Source organism: Gardnerella rara (assembly GCF_055452355.1).
On record NZ_JBVBJP010000004.1, the window covers coordinates 35,336 to 54,554 of the forward strand.

12 protein-coding genes and 3 tRNA genes are annotated in these 19,219 nt (G+C 42.9%); all 15 read right to left on the reverse strand.

What is annotated here, in order from left to right; all coding sequences use genetic code 11:
- Positions 1-342: 342 nt before the first annotated feature.
- A complete protein-coding gene (locus tag ACZ0NX_RS04530; protein WP_464405790.1) occupies positions 343-3,111 on the reverse strand; it encodes a sialidase family protein in 2,769 nt (922 codons plus the stop codon).
- A 578-nt stretch (positions 3,112-3,689) separates the two neighbouring features.
- Positions 3,690-4,943 carry an ATP-binding protein gene (locus ACZ0NX_RS04535; protein WP_464405792.1) on the reverse strand — a complete coding sequence of 418 codons (1,254 nt, stop codon included), beginning with the start codon at positions 4,941-4,943 and terminating at the stop codon, positions 3,690-3,692.
- 81 nt (positions 4,944-5,024) lie between these two features.
- Positions 5,025-5,333: a peptidase A8 gene (locus ACZ0NX_RS04540; protein ID WP_464405794.1), complete on the reverse strand. Its 309-nt coding sequence runs from the start codon at positions 5,331-5,333 to the stop codon at positions 5,025-5,027.
- A 197-nt stretch (positions 5,334-5,530) separates the two neighbouring features.
- Positions 5,531-5,604: transfer RNA gene (locus ACZ0NX_RS04545), tRNA-Gly, on the reverse strand.
- Positions 5,605-5,704: 100 nt separating this feature from the next.
- Positions 5,705-6,808, reverse strand: coding sequence for a M48 family metalloprotease (locus ACZ0NX_RS04550; RefSeq protein ID WP_464405796.1), 1,104 nt, complete (start codon positions 6,806-6,808; stop codon positions 5,705-5,707).
- A 211-nt stretch (positions 6,809-7,019) separates the two neighbouring features.
- Positions 7,020-8,510 (reverse strand): FAD-dependent oxidoreductase, encoded by a 1,491-nt coding sequence (locus ACZ0NX_RS04555; RefSeq protein ID WP_464405798.1) that lies wholly within the window; start codon positions 8,508-8,510, stop codon positions 7,020-7,022.
- A gap of 186 nt (positions 8,511-8,696) precedes the next feature.
- Positions 8,697-11,009 carry a heavy metal translocating P-type ATPase gene (locus ACZ0NX_RS04560; protein WP_464405801.1) on the reverse strand — a complete coding sequence of 771 codons (2,313 nt, stop codon included), beginning with the start codon at positions 11,007-11,009 and terminating at the stop codon, positions 8,697-8,699.
- Positions 11,010-11,321: 312 nt separating this feature from the next.
- Positions 11,322-11,394 (reverse strand) — tRNA-Ala (locus ACZ0NX_RS04565).
- Between the two features lie 32 nt (positions 11,395-11,426).
- A tRNA-Ile gene (locus ACZ0NX_RS04570) sits at positions 11,427-11,500 on the reverse strand.
- A gap of 110 nt (positions 11,501-11,610) precedes the next feature.
- A complete protein-coding gene (locus tag ACZ0NX_RS04575) occupies positions 11,611-12,090 on the reverse strand; it encodes a Dps family protein (protein WP_464405803.1) in 480 nt (159 codons plus the stop codon).
- A 16-nt stretch (positions 12,091-12,106) separates the two neighbouring features.
- Positions 12,107-13,426 carry a hemolysin family protein gene (locus ACZ0NX_RS04580; RefSeq protein WP_060786977.1) on the reverse strand — a complete coding sequence of 440 codons (1,320 nt, stop codon included), beginning with the start codon at positions 13,424-13,426 and terminating at the stop codon, positions 12,107-12,109.
- 99 nt (positions 13,427-13,525) lie between these two features.
- Complete coding sequence (locus tag ACZ0NX_RS04585) at positions 13,526-14,341, reverse strand: TIGR03943 family putative permease subunit (protein WP_464405977.1); 816 nt, start codon at positions 14,339-14,341, stop codon at positions 13,526-13,528.
- Positions 14,342-14,361: 20 nt separating this feature from the next.
- Positions 14,362-15,504 carry a permease gene (locus ACZ0NX_RS04590; protein ID WP_464405806.1) on the reverse strand — a complete coding sequence of 381 codons (1,143 nt, stop codon included), beginning with the start codon at positions 15,502-15,504 and terminating at the stop codon, positions 14,362-14,364.
- On the reverse strand, positions 15,498-16,157 hold the full coding sequence (locus ACZ0NX_RS04595; RefSeq protein ID WP_464405809.1) for a carbonic anhydrase: 660 nt from the start codon (positions 16,155-16,157) through the stop codon (positions 15,498-15,500). The genes ACZ0NX_RS04590 and ACZ0NX_RS04595 overlap by 7 nt, the downstream gene beginning before the upstream one ends.
- Before the next feature lie 188 nt (positions 16,158-16,345).
- Complete coding sequence (locus ACZ0NX_RS04600) at positions 16,346-19,102, reverse strand: phosphoenolpyruvate carboxylase (protein ID WP_415688644.1); 2,757 nt, start codon at positions 19,100-19,102, stop codon at positions 16,346-16,348.
- Positions 19,103-19,219: the final 117 nt, after the last annotated feature.

A 19,219-nucleotide genomic window follows, 5' to 3' on the forward strand; every position in this document is an offset into this window, starting at 1 on the left:
TTGCCTTCGCGCGCTACGCTTTAAGCGCTCAGGCAGGTCGTCGCGCCCGAAAATGTAGCTCGAATCAACGTTTTGGACTACATTCTCGGGAAAAACTTACCGAAAATGTAGCTCAAAATGGCAAAATCAACAACAAAAAGCGGAAATAGCGTTCACGCATCACGCATTGCAATACAAGCATTTTGCAGCAATCGAATCTATTTTCTGCACATAAAAAAAAACAAAACAGTAAAGCGCTAATTCAATAGAATCTAATTTAACAAAACTTGTTAATCACAATCTAAATGAATCAGCGCTTTACGTATATAACTAACTACAAAAATTTAGAGTTAGCAATATTGGTTATGCAATCTTATTGCGCATTGCCTTTGCAAAGAATCCAGCAGTGCCAAGAAGCATTACAACCGCAAGAACAATCAACATTGAACTTCCCGTTGAAACTTTACTAAATGCATTACGGTTTGAATCCGATTTTTCACTGCGACTATCCTTTTTATCTGCAACTGGATTGGCGCTAACTGTTACCTCATTCCAGGCAAGCTGTTCGCCTTTCTCATTTACAAGCACGATTGTGTGCTTTCCAGAATATCCGTCTGGAATATCAACAGAGAATTGTGCATTGTCTGCAGATCCACGAACCGTTATAAACGAATTGCCATCGGCATCCTTTAAGGCTTTAGGCGTGGAATATATAAACGCATAGGCTTTTGCCGAACCGTTCTTTTGCAGCTGTTGCGCAAATTCCTTGTTGGAAATCTTTCCAGAAATCTTTACAGGCTCACCAGCAACAATCTGATTATTGTTTCCAACGGTAATAGCTCCCTTTAGAGATTTATCCAACTGATCAACGCTGGCTGGAGGAGCTGGGGCAACATCGTCTTTTGCCTTAGAATCCTCTTTCTTTTGCTCAGACTTTTGCTCAGACTTTTGCTCAGCTTTCTGAGTCTTAGCTTCATTCCTTGATTGATTACTAACCTGTGGTGCTTGCTGCCTTGCAGGCGCTGGATTTTCCGCAGGTTCGGTAGGTGTAATTGCTTCCGATGGCGGATTTTGCGAAGGCTTTTCTGCAGAAGGAGTATCCACAGAAGGTTTTACATCAACGGAAGGAGCAGAAGGTTCAGAAGGCACAGAAGGAGCAGAAGGCACAACACTATGGCTTTCCACTGCCTTTACAACGCGAATGTTAATCACAGACTGAATTCCCGGCAAAGAGTCTCCCACTGCATATTTTGCAGACGCAAATCGCACTGGAATCGAAACGGTTGTTCCTTCTTTAACATCCTTAGGCATTGCAATACCTAGTTTTACATTTGCGTTAGCAAAAGGCTTTACAGAAATACCAGTCTTATCTTGAATCTTCCAATCTTTATTTGATTCAGATTGTTTACCTAAATCCTTCATAGAAAGCTTTAAGTCGGAATAATCATGGCCTCCAAGATTCTTAATCTTAACTTCAATATTTTTGGCATTTTGCGGAACGTCAATAACGCTATTATCTGCCGTTACAGGAGTATATCCAAGCCAATCTTCAGATATATGAGTGTAAATAATATTGCTATTATCGCCCTCATATAAAAGACCAAATCCGCCACCATGCTGCTTGTTCAAAACTTCAATGCAAGAATAAGCCATAGAGCCAGACTTAAACAATTTGCCTGTATCCCAAGTTGCACCATCATCAAACGATACGCGAATTAAGCCGTCACTACGCCCATGCGCCGAAGAAGAAGAATACACAAGAACCTTGGCTTCTGGAGATCCCATAGGCGCATCTGGATATGCCCTAGTTATCTGAGCATTGTTTGCAGGGTCTGGAAGCTGCATCTCTTCTTTTACTTCGCCATAAGTTTCGCCGCCATCATTTGATATTGCAACAAGACGATGCCTAAAATTCTGAGGCCTAGAATTCAACATAACTCGTCCGTCAGAAAGTTCTACAACCTTGTTTTCGTCCATATGTGATTTTTCACTTCTAAACCCAACAGGCTTGCCAACTTTCCAAGTCTTACCGTGATCGTCGGAGTAAACCGTTACTGCTTGAATCTTTCCCGAGTTGTTTATTGTATACTGCTGCAACAAACGACCCTTATACTTGCCGTAGCGAAGCTGAATTCCGTGACCAGATGCCGCAAACCTAGAGCTCCAATGCCCCACGTCTGCAGTCACATCTTTAGTAATGATTTTTGGAGTGCTCCAAGTGACGCCATTGTCCTTGGAGCTAGTAACTGAAGCGTGTAAAACGTTCCTGTTTTCCGGATCTACTCCAGCGCTGGACCAAGCCCAGCCGTTTCTGTAAGACTTTACAGAGAACAGGAAGATTTCATTAGTTTCATGGTCTAACACATAAGACGGATCCGAATATCCCCATCTAGTCTTTTCATTGCCATCATGCCCTTGCTTAACAACAGTTTCAGCTTCAAACGTTTTACCACCATCTTTTGAAATTCGCTGAACAATGGAGTTTGGCATAGGTGCATCAGAGCAATTACCAGGCCTCTTATCGTATGCTGCTAAAATCCAACCATTTGCAGTCTGTGTTATTGCTGGAATCCTGTAGCAAACGCTATTGGTTCTGTTTGTAAGCTTTACCGTTTTAAGGCCCAAAGATGAGTCAAATTCTGTATTCTTTATACCAGTAACAGGCTTGTCTTCAACAACAATGTTATTTTCGATTACTTGGTTACCGTCCCTATCTTTTGAAGCTTTCCAAACTGTTTTAGGCGTGAATTTACCCGCTTTGGCATCCTCTTCGGTTACAACATGATACCCAAAGCCGCACTGCTGAGTTTCACCTGGATTAAGATTTGCCCAGCGGCAATTTTTTGAATCCCCAACTCTAATATCGGAAATATTACTTTCATACGGATACGCAGTTATTGGTTGTGAACCCTTATTTGTATATGTAACCGTATATGTTAGCCTGCTATTTATTTGAACATTATCTTTAAGGCTATCAGTTCTTTTAAGCGATATTTGCAAAACTGAACTATTGGGTTTACTAGATTTTTCTGAAGTAGCATTAGCTACGCCAGAGCATAAGCCTATTGCAAGAGTAATTCCAACAACAGTACCAACAACGCGCTTTGCATCTTCTATGACACTTCTACGCATACGCACTCCTATTTTTGTAATTGTTTTACATAAATTCCACAGCATTGTGAAAATCATGAACAATACCTACACCAATGTAGGAATCATTACATCAGATGATATGATGTCTGATGGACTAATTCGTAATATTAACGCTTTTTTGATAAATTTTCACAAAAATATTCACATTTTTTTAGAAATATAGCATATTTTTGCAAAATATACCAACAGATAAGAAGATTATAGGCAAAAACTGTGTAAAAAATCGCGCATCACACATCACACATCACACATCACACATTGCAATACAAGCGTTGTGCAGCTCGAAATCGTCGATTATCCCGCATTTGTTCCCTTTTGGGTCGATTTGGGAAACAAAAGCAGGAATGTCGCTCGCGCAGATTAGCCGCGCTCACGTCTTCGCTTGCGTTATATTTGTCTCGGGTATGATGCAAATATAACGAATTTTGGCCAAAAACGTTACAAATGTCTCACGTCTGAGACAAATATAACGAAAATCAGCCAAAAAACGTTACAAATGTCTCGCCGCTGAGACATTTGTAACGAATTTGAGCAAAGTGAGAAGGCAATTCGGAGCGCTAGAATGCATTGCATTCCCACAGCGCGCTTAACGGTATTGCCCACAAATTATCCGCCCACTGCATAATTTTTTGACCCATATAAACAACATATCCGCGCTTAAATTCAGATTTTTGCGAAAGAGCTACAAGCCCCTTAAAATCGTCACGATTCACCATGCTAGAGCTTTTTACTTCCACGCCAACCAGATTTCCACGGAAGCTTAGCACAAGATCAACTTCTTTAGGACTGCTACCAGTTTCACGCCAGTAGAAGCAATCTGGATGCGTTTTAGACCATTGCACAGCAGGCATAATCTGATTTACAACAAAACTTTCTAACAGATTCCCATACATAACGGGATCTTCCAAAGGATTATGACCCTTACTAATCATTGTTTGAATGCTTAAAGACGTATCAACCGGATGTATTTTGGCTCTAGTGAAAGTCTGGCGATTGGGCGCAGTTTTTATATTCGGGAGCGCATTTATTAAGAATCTACGCAAGAATACGCTAACGTAACGCTCAATGGTTCGCCTATCTAAAGCAAGATCTTGACCTATTGAACTCGTATTAAGAATCCCGCCAGGAGCACATAGCAACTTATTAAGTATGCCAACAGCCATGCTTCTGTCTAATCGTTCTCCTGGAAGAATGGTATCTCCCAACACTGCAAGAATATCGTTTGAAACAAGCTTTTCTTGCTCCCAAGCCTCGTAAGAATCATATGATTGCTGATATTCTGGAAACCCGCCAGCAGCCATCATTTTATATACTTCTTCTCTGCTTATTTCTTTTTCATATTTAAGATTCGGATTACTTTCTATAAGACTATCTACAATATTCCCAACATTTTGAGTAATTTCACACTGAGTAAAAGGACTCATTGTAAAGTGCTGAGCGCGTCTAGCAAGAGGATCTTGACCATCTAGTCCATTGCGATTTATAAGTGCACTCCCTGTTAAAACATATTGAAGATTGTTTTCCGTTGAATTATCAACTATTTCTTTTATTGCAAGAGGCAAATTTGGCAGTCTTTGCGCTTCGTCAATAACAACTGGAGTACTAAGATTTTTTAGCCAACCATATAAATCTGTTGATGCGAGCGCAAATGTATTTTCATCCGCAAGGCTCACGTATGAGAATCCTTTAGACACAAGCTGACGCTTTGACATCATAGTTTTTCCCACAGCCCTTGCGCCTTCAAGAATCACGACTTTTCGTTTTGATTGAAGGAGGGAATCAGCAATTGGTCTAGGAAAATATGCGCTCATGAAGACAAGTATACACAAAAACGTATTTTTTGTACATCCGATGTACAATTTTTTGTACACGCAATGTACAAAAAATACGATTTATGCGATTTTTCTAGACTTAGCAAAAGTTATAGCGGCAATACTTACAACAAGAACAGCAAGAACAATCAATGGCGCAGCGAAATAATTTGTGTAAAACTCACGCACATCAACATCTACGGAATTGATAGTCGCAGCATAAGTTGCCCAAGACAATACGCCTAATACAACATCAACAATTGCATATGAGTACGCGTCTTTATACAACTCTTTAGCTGATTTGCTGCTTTTAACCCAAAGCATTACAGATAGAACCAAGCCTATTAACATTGATACAACAGCAACAAGTGCAAACAACATATCTAACATAAAAACCTCCTAACCAATCAAATAACAACCAATCAAATCCTCTGCCATAGCGGATTTAATACGATTTTAATTTAACTAAGATTTTCGTGTCAATATTAAAAAAAAAATCACAGAATTTTACACATTATTTTCACATTTAGCGTACTTTTAAGACATAAAAACAAGCCATAAACGTTGATATATCAACGTTTTCTACATGGAGCGGACAACGGGAATCGAACCCGCCTCTGAAGCTTGGGAAGCTTCCATTCTACCGATGAACTATGTCCGCATGCTCGGTTGCTCCGCGATTAATCCTGCCCAACAATCCGCCTACAAACAAGCAAATAAATGCCAAAGAATCAATCTAAAAAGCAAACCATCTAAGAATATCACGCTCCGCTAACTGCTACAACTCTGCCCGAAACGCCTTTGCTGTATTCTCTGCTGTATTCTCTGTTGTATTCCTTGCCATACTCTCTGCCGTACTGAAAGCGAAACACATTGTTTCCATCTAACTCAATGCTCTCATCTGCACGCTCAGCCTTGCCTTGCGTAGATTTACGCATCACTTCTTGTACAACATCCTCTTGTATAACGTCTTGCCCCTTAGCCATAAGCGTTAGGCAATCGACTCTCTCCTTAACAGCAGGCTGCCTAGAAAACAGCTTTAAAAGCTTAGAATCGTAGTTTGCAAACGGATTTACAATCATAAGGGAAGCAATAGCTTGCACTCCCGAATGCAAATCCATTTCATGCAGCTTGGCACCGTAGGCAATCTTGTTTAATGCGGAAGCTAAAGCCGCAGGATCGCCAGTAAGCATTCCTGCACTTCGATCTGCGTCCAGCTCACGCGCGCTAGAAATTGCAATATCAACAAAAAGAGAACCAACGGGCGCAAAAATGGCACTTAAAGCCTTGCCCACAATCCTTAGAGCTGGGCAGCGCGTTTTAGCTGATTTTGCACACTTAGCGCCTGAATACATAAGCGTATACCCGGTGTATGTAAAAATCGTTGCAATCGCGCTAGCAACCGTGGAATTCAAAATATCGTGGTTATAAACGTGAATCAGCTCGTGGCTTACCACGCCGCGTAATTCACGTTCGTTTAAAATGTTTAAAAGCCCACGAGTGCAGCAAATAGTTGCGTGACGCTCGCTTCTACCAATCGCAAAAATATTTGGACTATCTGTTGGAGCAACATAAAGATGAGGCATAGGCTTTTCGATTTGCGCGGAAATCTCGCGAACAATACCGTATAAAACAGGCTCATCATTCTCGCTGACTTCGCTAGCGCCAATAATACGAATCGCTAATTTTCCAGAAAGCCAATAGGCACACACGCTTAAGACTGTTGCAACGATTGCAAACCAAATCAACATTGATAGGCGCGACCCAGCAACAATCCACATTAAAGCAACAAACAGCCATATTAACGAAAACAAAGCTAATGTTTTCAAGTTGTTGCAATAGCGCATCTTTATATTGCCAAACATATTTTTGATTTTAATAATCGCAACTGTAATTTTGCTGAATGAAAACTGTATATTTAGTATGTTTATGATTTAACACGCTTAAAGCAGGTGAATAAATGTTGAAAAGTGGCCATTTTCTGCGCAATTTGGAGCAATTTTGCTACAGTTTAATGGCCACTAACCAACGTTTACTAATCAATGTTTACTAATCGATGCGCTCACTCAATATAAGCTATTGTTTAACTTCCGCTATATCCATAAGCATTTGTTTAGATACAACTTTTTTGCGAGCGCGATTTTCCGCTAGTCCTAATTCAATCTCAAATGCGTCGATTCTCTTCCATCCTTCAAAATCAACCACTTTGACTCCTCTAGATGCAAGAAGATTTTCAATAGACTTAGGATCTCTATCTGTTGCCAATCTGCCGGGAAGTGCAGGAAGTGCGGTTTCATATTCTTTGGCCGAGCTTTTTGCTAAGTCTTCCAGCATATTTTCAACGATTTGCAAAGCGTCCGACTTTGTAGAGCCAATCAACCCGACTGGCCCTCGCTTAGCCCAACCAGTTGCGTACAATCGTGGGCAAACAACCCCATTTTGCGCCGAAGTTAAAATCCTACCATCGCTGTTTGCAAGAAGTGCGTTAGAAGAATCGTAAGCAACGCCGCTAACTTGCGCAGGCTTATATCCAATCGCGTGATAAACCGCCTGAACTGGGTATTCTTCAAACTCGCCCGTGCAGGCCATTTTGCCATCTGCGCTTGTAACAGTGCGCTCTACGCGAATTGCAACAACCTGACCGTCTTTGCCTAAAATCTCAACTGGATTTGCGTTAAAGTGAATAACGTAACGCTTATTTGCAGGATTGCCTTCAAAGTCAACGTTTCCGCCGTCTTGCATATCTTCGCTTAAATCGCGTATAGCAAAAAGCTCTTCTACCATTTGGCGAGTCAGCTTGTCTTTTCCAGCAACATCAATAGTTTCGTCGTCCAAGTCAAAATCGTTCTCGTTTACAACTATTTGCACGCCAGAAAGCTTTTCCATCTCGCGCAATTCTTGTACCGAAAACTTAGCTTGGGCAACTCCTCGGCGAATAAACAAGTGCAATGTTTGTGCGCGATTTTTACGCAAACCGTTGTAAACATTGTCAGAGATATCTGTGTGCTCTCTAAGATAATCCGCGTCTCGCAAAAGCTCACGCGCAACATCCATTGCCACGTTTCCGCCGCCAATAACAGCCACTTCGCTTGCATCAAGCGGCCACTCGCGCTCAGCGGTAGGGTATCCGTCGTACCATTCCACAAACTTTGCAGCTCCATACACGCCACGCAGCGAGGCGCCTGGAATGTTAAGCGGCTTATCTTCTATGGCACCCGTGGCAAACAAAATTGCGTCGTAGCGTGGAAGCAAATCTTCCAGCGTAATATCCTTGCCAAATTCAACGTTTGCATACAGGTGAATATCTGGATTATCAAGCGTTTTAGCCAAAGCATCTGCAATGAATTTTATACTCGGATGGTCTGGAGCAACTCCGTATCGAACCAGGCCAAATGGCACTGGCAGCTTTTCAAATAAATCGATTCTAGCGGCCGTACCCAAGCCCATATCGTCGCCTAGTTTTTTAAGCTGACGCAAAAAAATGTCGGACGAGTAAATTCCTGCAGGCCCCGCACCAATAACTGCGATTCGCAATTCGGGCGAATCCGCATTGTAATTTGTTTCCATAAATTTTCCCATGCGTTATTCAAATGTGTATTCAAATGTTGTTATTTAAAACATTACATTTTTAGTGTTTCAAGCATCCCTAAGCCCAATCTTTTTGAAGATTTAAATAATCGCCTCTTTGAATGCTCCACTATTTAGACTAGCGCCTTGACTCATTCAAGAAAAGACCAAAGTGAATATTGTCACTTACGCACGCTTGCCTTTCAACGCTGTTAGCGCCCAAAGAATTGAAACAACGTCAATCATCTCTTGCATCATGGCTCCAAGAACCGCAGGAATCAGCCCAAAAGCCGCTGCAATCATGCTTATAACAGCCAAACCAATTCCTAGCATAACCGCCTGAACCATAACGCGTTTAGTATGCTTTGCAACACTAACAGCGTTTGCTACTGCATAAATGTTGTTGTTCATAACCACAACTTGCGCGCACTCCGAAGCTGCCGTATCGGTGCCATCCGTCAAAGCCACGCCAATGCTTGCTGCAGCCAAAACAGGAGCATCGTTTACGCCGTCCCCAACCATCATTGTTACGCACTGATTTTGCTTATTTTTATTAGCAAAATCACTCTTATTAGCAAACTCACTCTTGTAATGCTTTTTTACATGTTCCAACTTGCCTTGCGGCAGCAAATTGGCATACACACGCTCAATTCCAACGCTTTTTGCTATTGTTTGAGCAGCCTGCAAGCAGTCTCCCGTGAGCATGCTTATTGAACGAACACCAAGCTCCTTTAACTTTTGGATCGTCAATTTTGCGTTTTCGCGCGGAACATCTTTTAGAACAATGCGCCCAACAAGTTTGCCATCAAAAGAAACATATGTGGCCATTTCGTCGGCAGCAAGTTCTTCAAAAGCCTGCGACTTTCCTTCGGGATTGCCAGCTGGCGCATTCAAAACGTAGCTTTTTCGCCCAACTCTAACGTTTACGCCATCCACAACACCGCATATTCCTTGGCCAGCAGTTTCTTTAACACCGCTTATAACTGGATATTCGCGCACGCTTGGAAGTTGCGGAACAGCGGATGGATGCGTGTTTTGCCAAAGATCCGCGCCCGCTTTTGCAATTCCTCCTGCAAGAATGTGCTGCGAGTAGGTTTCCAAAACGCCTGCAAACATTAGGATTCTATTTTGCAAATCGCGCTTTTCTTGATTTTCCTGATTTACTTGATTCCCCTGATTTACTTGATTCCCCTGGCTCCCCTGCTCTACGTCATCTTTACAGTCCGCCAAATCCACTCTAATAACCTGAGGCCGCTTAACTGTAAGCGTTCCTGTTTTATCGAAAAATACGTGGGTTACTCGGCTTAGCTGCTCTAAAACATCCTGACTTTTTACAACAATCCCAAGCTTTGCAAGTCTTCCTGTTCCTGCCATAAACGCCACTGGCACCGCAATCAAAAGCGGGCAAGGCGTAGCAAGTACCAAAACTTGCGCAAATCTTAAAGCCTGACCAGATGCGGCCCAAGCGACTCCAGCAATCACAAAAGAAATCACCGTAAAAGGAACGGAAAGCATATCTGCAAATCTAACTACAGCCGCCTTGGAACTTCTTGCAGATTCCACCAACTTCATAATTTTTTGATATTGCGAATTTTGCGATAACTTAGTTACGCGCATAATCAACACAACACCGCCATTTACGCATCCAGACAACACTTGCGCGCCAGCAAACACCTCGCGCGGAAGCGACTCGCCATTTATTGCGCTTGTGTCTAAAACAGCAGAACCGCTTAAAAGCTCACCGTCTACAGGAACCGTTTCTCCTGGAAGAACAACTATAACGTTGCCGATTTTTAAATCTTCCACTGGAACGGTTTTGTATCTTTGCAATTGGCTAGAAGACTTTGCAACTTGCAATATTGGGCATTCTTTAGAATTATTGTGGCATTTTTTACACGATTCACAATTTGCAAAATCTTGAGAATATTCCTGCGATACGTCTAGCGAAGATTCATCGCTGACTTTTCTAAAATGACTATGATCAAGAAGCGCACATTGCTCACAAGATTCACCGCACACTATTCCAGGAAGTGTCATTAAATGTGCGGTTTGAGGAGATGCGTTTACTAAAAGAGAGAGATTTTTCTGCGCTGCATCTTGCGCAAAGTCTTCGATTGCTCCGCCTGTAAACACCATTACAACAATCAAATAACTTGCCCAAAATTCGCCTATACAAAGCGTTGCAAGCAATGCAACAAACGCAAGCAAGTCAATTCCAAGCGTGCCATGCATTAAATCATCAATCATACTTAAAAGCGACTTAACACATGTGTATAAAACTAAACATGTTATTATACTTTGCCCGATTGTAAGGCTTATTTGCACATTAAAATCAACGTTTATTAACGAAAATAAGAAAGTAAACGTCTTGCTTATAGCTTTGCAAAAATCGAGTATAAAAGTCAGATTTCTAGAATAAAACTCCGCAATAAACGGAAACAAAACTAAAACTATTACTAATTGAGGAGCACGACGGCAATACGCTAAAAGTTTACGCATACACTTTCCTTACGCTGATCAGGCTAACTGCGATAAACGCTGCTAACACACGATTTCACGCCTTGTTAACCCACTGAGCAGCTATTTATAACAGCAAACTCAATACACGGCGTAAAGATACTTATGTTTATTTGTTAATGAATATATTAACAACAACCATTGATGAGAAGCGTTCTCATATAACAAGGCGAACGCAAAGCCAACAAACAGCGCAAATCTGGAAACGAGCAGCGAGGCAAGCACGCATGGCAAACGTTATACAGAGCGATTGTACAAAAAAGGCTTCTAGCGATTGGCTAGAAACCCTGTTTGTGGAGCTAAGGAGACTCGAACTCCTGACCCTCTGCTTGCAAAGCAGATGCGCTACCAGCTGCGCCATAGCCCCATTGGAGAAAATGAACAAGATGTTCAATTTCGTGGGCCCGGGAGGACTTGAACCTCCGACCTCATCCTTATCAGGGATGCGCTCTAACCACCTGAGCTACGGGCCCAACTTGTATGTTGAAAACATACAAGTAGTTAGATTAGCACAGACGCAGAAAATGTCAAATAGCAAATCTAAGCGTGTCGCAAAATTACTCTACAAAATTACTCTACAAAATTATTCTAAATGGCTACGCATAAACCACTGGAACTTTTCAAGCTGCTGAACATGGTCTTGAATAATGTTTGAGCTAACAACATCAAGATTATCAAGCTGTGCAATGGCATTTCTATCGTCCGCAATCATATCGTTGTAATACTCAATCAAGGCCTGCAAATACTCTTTAGTAGACTTTCTACCACTAAGAGCAAAACGCTTCCATGTGCGAGATGCAACAACATCGTCCGCGCGACCAAGAGGAGATCCTCCAAGCGTTGCAATTCGCTCAGCTGTTTCATCGGCTTGAGCTAAAACTTCTGCAACCTGCGGGTCAAGCATTTCGTGAACTGCAATAAAATCTGGGCCAGTAACATTCCAGTGCGCATGCTTTAAGACTAAAGCAGCTTCTTGCTCATGGCTTAAACGATTCTGTAAAATCGCAATAGCTTTCTCGCTTGCAGCTTCATCTAGACCTGGCACAATATGCATCAAAGCCATAATATCCTCCATTTGTTCAATTTTTATTCAAATCTTCGCTCTGCTCTGTTTTTCTAACTTCAATCGTAGCAATTCTGCGGCCATCTACCTCTGTAACGGTCATATCGTAGCCATCCGCATCGTGCAAAACAGCGCCAACTTTGCCCATTGAACCCGTGCGGGCAAGAAAATACCCTGCAACGGTTTCGTAAGGTCCATCTTCCAACTCAATTCCAGTAACGTCTGCAAAGTCTTCAATCGTCATTCCACCGTCAACAGTGGCCACTCCGTTTACAAACGCCGTAGACTTGCTATCTCGGCTTAAATCAGACTCATCTGGCAAATCGTACTCGTCTCGAATATCTCCAACCAATTCCTCGGTCATGTCTTCAAGCGTTACAATGCCATCTGTGCCGCCATACTCGTCAATAACAACAGCAAGATGTATTCCGCGTTTTCTAAGCAGCTCTAGGCTTGGAAGCAGTTTAGAAGTTCCAGGAAGACTTATTCCTTCTCGAGTAACATCCGCAACAATTTTTGCATCTGGATCTTTAACGTCTAGCAAATCGCGAACATGCACAAATCCAATAACGTCGTCAAAATCCTTGCCCGTTACTGGGTATCTAGAATACGGAAGATCGCGAATCTTTGCAGCAGCATCTTCTAAGCTTAATGAGCCATCTAAAAACTCAACGTCTGCACGAGGGCGCATAACTTCGGCAACAATCGTTTCGGAAGCGTCGAAAACATCGTCTAAAATCGTTCGCTCATCTTGGCTAAGTTTTTTATTTGAGTTAACCAAAACGCGCAACTCTTCGTCGGAAACTTCGCTTTCTTTTTCGTTTGGATCAAACCCAAGAAGACGTACAAAACCGTTGGTATTCTTAGCAATTAGCCATATTAGAGGCTTGCATATTTTAGAGAATACATCTACTGCAGGAACAACCGCTCTTGCGATTTGCTCCGAGCGCTGCATTGCGATTCTTTTTGGAACAAGCTCAGAAATTACGATTGAAAAATACGATATTATAAGCGTTAAAACAATAGTGGTAAGCGGGCCTGCTACGTGATTTGGAACTCCCCAAGATTTTACTAATGGCACAACATGAGGCGCTATTGCGGATTCACCAAAAGATGCCGAAAGAAAACCCGAAAGCGTAACTCCGATTTGAAGAGTGGAAAGAAAAGTGTTTGGATCGCGGGCGATTTTTGCTACGCGCGCTCCTCGCGCATCCTGCGCTTCCATTCTATCTAGCTGCGATGTTCGCAAATTAACCAGCGCAAGTTCGGTGGCGGCAAACACGGAGCCAAACAGAAGGAACACAACAATGAGTGCAATGTTAAAACCCAACGACATACTTGCTATCTTAGTTGAATTTAGCGCATATAAAAAGTGCATGTAAAAGCAATGTTGCTAATATGCAGATAATATGCGCAAATAAAGCAATACAAGCAATCAACTTCGATAAAAATACCCAGATGGCGCTTTATGCAAAATCTTGGCTGACTGAACCTTAAGAACAATTCCATCGCTTAAATAGCCCTTTAGCCCAACTTTACCAAGCGTTATTTTTGCCTTAACAACAACCCACTGATGCTGCGAAAACTGCAGATTATTGGGCATTTGTGCAACAAAGCCAAACGGACTCATGTCTAAAATGCAGCAAGACATAAACTGCCTAGATATGCGAACCTGATTTTTAGAAAGCGTGGCTTCGCGGCTTATAAACCCTTTTACAACAATCGTATAATCTTTGTATTTATCAAAATTATGGTCAATTTCGTTGTACCAATTGCCAAAATCGTCGTCCAAAACAACTATTTTTTTATTCGCCTCATCTAATCCTCTTAAAATTTTTTTATTATTTTTATGATTAGACGCGATTGGTATTGCGCGACCAGATGCATATTCATCAAAACCTGCGGATTTTAAAGAACCGCCGCCTAGTGATGACTGTGCCATTTGCAACGGAATTAAAATAATAAGCATTGGCACTGCGATTGAAACCAATATTTTTTTGGAATCTTTTGCACATACAGAAAAAACGCCAAAAAGCGAGCAAATTCCCAGAGCAAAAAGCAAAATCGCAGCAAAAATAAGGTACGCAAACGCGCGAGGCGTAGTCAAAATTGCGTAAGATCCGCTTAAAGCGCTGTGCATTAAAGCGGCAGCAAGGCAAAAAATAAAAAATGCCTGCAAAACGCTTGCAACTGTTATTTTTTTAAACAATTTTGCGGAATTTGCGGAATTTGTAGAATTTGTATCAATCACGGCATTACTCACGGCATTACTCACAGCATTACTCCCCACGCAAAATGAACAACAAGCGCCGCAAGCAAACAGAACACAACAATCGTTGCAATTAAGCGCAAAACAAACTTAGTTTTGCAATCTTCAACAAGCATAAGCGTGTTTTTTATGTCTAGCATTGGCCCAAAAAGTAGAAAAACAATTACCGAACTCATTGGAAGAGAAGAAGCCAAAGAGCGAGCGATTACAGCGTCGGAACTGGAGCAAAGTGAACTTGCGTACGCTATTAGCATCATTGCTGGAATCGCAACAAAAACAGTTGTTGTGTTAACTTTTGACGCAGGATCTGCACCAAGCCAAACTCGAATAATCGAAGCTACTATTGTTCCAAACAAAATTATTGGCATTAGTCGCATAAAATCTGAGTAAATGTGATGTGCGTAAGTTTTCAAACTATTTTTAATATCAGACTTAAAGCTGGAAGAATTTTTATACGAAGAATTGCCACTTTGTAACTTATTACAACCGCCATAAGCTGCACAATCCACACAATCCGCGCGAACTTTTTCCAATACATTCTGCCTTAAAACTTGCGACTTTACAGGAAAAATCACAAAGCTAACGCCAACTAAAAGAGCCACTCCAACACCCAAAGCCACTCGAGTTACAGCAACTGCTGGAACATCTGCAAAAGCATACCAAGTTGCCCAAATAGAAACAGGATTTACTACAGGCACAGCGCATAAAAACGTTACAGCACAAGGCAAAGGCAGCTTTCTAGCAACAAGACGAGAAAAAGTTGGAACAACAACGCAATCGCAAACAGGAACGCACACACCTGCAAGAATCGCAGCCAAAAAGCCGTTAGCAGTGGATTTTGGCGCATGTTTTTCAATAAAATCTTCCGTAACCCACGTTTCTACAGCAGCAGAAACAAGAACGCCAATTAGCGTAAAAGGAACAGCTTGCAAAAGTAAGCCGCAAACGCCCCTAATAATGGTATTTACAGGCAGCCACGGGTTGCGCGCTTGCAACGCAGGGGCCATGGCAATAATAAGAGCTGCAAAAGGCACTCCTGCAATCAAAAAAAGATAGTTTGCAGAATTTGCTTGTTTTGCTTTACTTGCTTTACTCGCTTTTTCTACTTGGCTCGTTGTTTTTGCTTCGGTTTCTGTTTTTAGCATGACAACACTTCCACCAAGCCGTCACTCATTCGATACCTTGCTCCAACAAGCATCAAAGCGTCTTTGAAAACAGCTTCGCGAATTATTTGTGATTTTTCGCAAATTTCAGCCAAAATATTAGACACGTGAATACGTTCAATATCATCTGTATCTAAATTTTCCTCAACACCTGCGAGCGCAGCAGGCCCTAAAGAACGCAGCAATATTGACTCGCTCGACTCAATTATTTCGCTTGTTTTATCTTCGCCGTATTCAGCAACCAGCTTTTGCACGTTCGGCAAAACAGCCTGTACGGCGCCGCAATGCTCATGCCCAAGCACAACCAACACTTTTACTCCCAAATCACTTACAGCGTATTCTAGCGAAGCTATTACGGCATCATCCAACACTTCTCCAGCTGTGCGAACAGAAAAAATATCGCCCAAACCAGCGTCAAATATAAATTCTGGAGCAACTCGCGAATCTGCACACGAAAGCACAACAGCTCCAGGATACTGACCGTCAATAAGTTTCATGCGCGATTCTGAATTTACGCCTGCATGCTCTGAATTGCCGTCTGCAAATTTGCGATTCCCTGCAAGCATTGCGTTTAATACCGATGTAGCTAAAACTGAATCTTCATTAGCAAAATCTTCGCTGACTTCTTCTTGCATTATTACCTCCTACACTGGCATTGGCAATATTTTCAGTTGCTTAAAGTGTAAAATTTTTGACTCAGAATATATTGTATCTTTCGTAGTAAATAAGAATTTTGTTTAAGAATATAAGCCTATTATCAAAAAAGCTCCCGTATTGCAATTAGCAAATACGAGAGCCTTCTTGATTCAGTAATTTATTAAAATCATCCAGTGTTTTGCAAGCCTGCAGCAACACCAGAAACTGTGCAAAGAATCAAGTAAATAAACTCTGCTTGCTGACTTTCGCTAAGCTCTTCTTTATCTACCTTATTGCGCAGCTTGTGGAGCGCAAGCGACTGAATCACAGAAAGCGCATCCACGTACGGCGAACGCACGCGAATCGCCTGGCCAAGCACATGTCGGTGCTGCAGAGGCCACTTGTCGCCAACAATTTGCAAAACCCACTTGCGAGTAAGCTGCATCTCGGAAAGCACTTTATTGCTCAAATCTTCGCGATCTCCAAGGCTTAGATACATGCGAGCAATGCGCTCATCTGTTTTTGCCAAAGACATCTCAATGTTGTCAATAAAAGTGCTGAAAAGTGGCCATTCTTCGTACGCTTTGCGCAAAGTTTGCAAGTCGCCAAACTCTTCGCAGGCCGTACCCAAGCCGTACCACGCTGCCAAATTGATTCGAGCTTGCGCCCAAGAGAACACCCATGGGATTGTACGCAAATCATCCAAAGACTTTGCGCCAAGGCCTCGCTTTGCAGGGCGTGAACCAATTGGGAGCAAACCAATCTCACTAAGCGGTGTAACGGTTGAGAACCACGGTGTAAAGTCGTTGGTTTGCAGCAAATCAATGAATCGATTATGCGCTGCAACATCAAGCTTTTGAGCCATATCCGCATACTTATGCGTCATCTCTGTGTTTGTTTTTTCAACGCTTGGAGCCGACTGAAGCAAAGTTGCCGCAGCCACGGATTCCAAGTGACGAATCGCCAAAATTGGGTTTCCGTAGCGAGCAAAAATCACCTCGCCCTGCTCAGTAAGCTTAAATCGGCAATTTACCGACCCAACTGGCTGAGCCAAAACAGCACGGTTTGCAGGGCCTCCGCCTCGTCCAACAGCGCCTCCGCGGCCATGGAACAGCGTTAGGTCAATATCGTGCTTTTTAGCCCACTGAGCAATACGCTCTTGAGCGGAGTGCAAAGCAAGTGTTGCAGATGTAGGGCCAGCGTCTTTGGAAGAATCGGAGTAGCCAAGCATAACTTCCATTTTGCGGCCAGTGGCCTTTAGTCGCGCCTGAACTTCTGGAATCTTAATGATTTCTTCCAGAACATTAACCGAGTTTTGCAAATCTTCCAACTGCTCAAAAAGCGGGATTACGTCGATTGTTGGCGCATCCTGTGGGTGAGCAAACGCAAGGCGATTAAGCTCAAACACATCGCGAACATGCTGAGCAGACTTTGCAAACGAGATAATGTATCGGCGAGCTGCACGCATACCGTTGCGCTTTTGAATAGCTCCAAGCGCGCGGAATGTGTCTAGAACCTCGCGGGTCATTGGCTGAAGCGGGCCACGCTCCCCGTGCAAACCGTGTTCGCGAATATCTTCCAAAGCGCGCGAATGCACGAGCGAATGCTGGCGGAACTCCATTTCCACCATGTGGAAGCCAAATGTTTGTGCCTGCCAAATAAGATCTTGAAGCGGACCATAAGCTGCGCGCGAATCGCCAGCAGCCGCAAGCGACCTCTGCACAATGTGCAAGTCTTCAATAAAATCTTCGCAAGAATGATACATTATGTCTGTATCTCGGCTAATCGTTCTGTGCAAACGATCTGCCATAACAAGCATAACGGCTCTATGCGGTTCGCTGTTTGAAACGTCGGAAGCGTTTTCGGTTAGCTGCTCGCTCATTTCTCGCTGGCGATTCCAAAGCTCCAAAAGCTCAACGCTTGGAGGAGTTGTACGCGTTTCCATTGTTAAGCATTTTCCAACTTCACGCGTACGCGCTTCTAGAGCAGCAAGAACGTGGTCGCTAAACTTTCGAGCAACCTGCCTACTCACCTTTGCTGTAACGTTTGGATTTCCGTCTCTATCGGAACCAATCCAGCTTCCTGGGTGGAAGAATGCTGGGCAACGCGGTGGCACCAAGCCTGCCTTCTTGCCTAGCAGCCAATCGTCAAATCGGCGGTAAACCAGCGGAATTGTGTTGAATAAAGTGGCGTCAAAAATGTCTAGAATCGTGTCTGCTTCTTCAACAGGAGTTGGCTTTTTAAGTGCGATTGGAGACGTACGCAGCAATGCGTCAATCTCGTTGTATAGCATACGATAATTTTCGCGCTTATCCGATCCGCCTAAAGTGTTGTGTTTGCTTAAAAGCTGCGATATTCTGCGGATTTTACCAGCTACAGCCTTGCGCCTAGCTTCGGTTGGATGCGCAGTAAAAACTGGGTGGAACTCAAGCTTTGCAAGCAATTCCTTAGCCTGCGCAGGGCTCATTTCTGTAAGCAACTTATGATATGCGCAAGTTAACTCGTTTACAGGGTCCACTGGGTTGGAGTCCTCAACATCGCATTCACGCTGATGCAGCACAGAAACCCTGTAGTTTTCTTCGCAAAGGTTTGCAAGATGGAAGTATGTAGCAAAGGCACGAGCTAAAAGCTGCATATCTGGCAAATCCATGCCATTGATTTTTTCTACAGCCTTGCTTAGGCCGTTGTCTTCCTCTTCTTGAGCATCCAGCATTTGCGCAAAGTGGGCAGCGCTTGCATTTACAGCATTTAAGCGCACTTCGTCAAATACGGTTAATAATTTTTCATCAAATTCGCCCAAAACATCGCGCAGAATGTGCAAGCACAAATCCATGTCTTGCTTAAGCGATGCTGGCAGTTCGCGCTCCTCTGGGCCTTTTCGCCCTAAACCAGACGTTACAATCGTTGCGTCTGCTGGAGTTACCTGTTGATTTTGAGTTGTCATCAGACCTCCTTGTGCTAGTCATAAGGTTGCTTGGTCGTTTGACTTCCGCGGCTCCTCCGCGGTTATTTAGGTCAAAAGTTGCAAGCCCACAGCCTTTGTTTCCAGCGAGATTCCAAC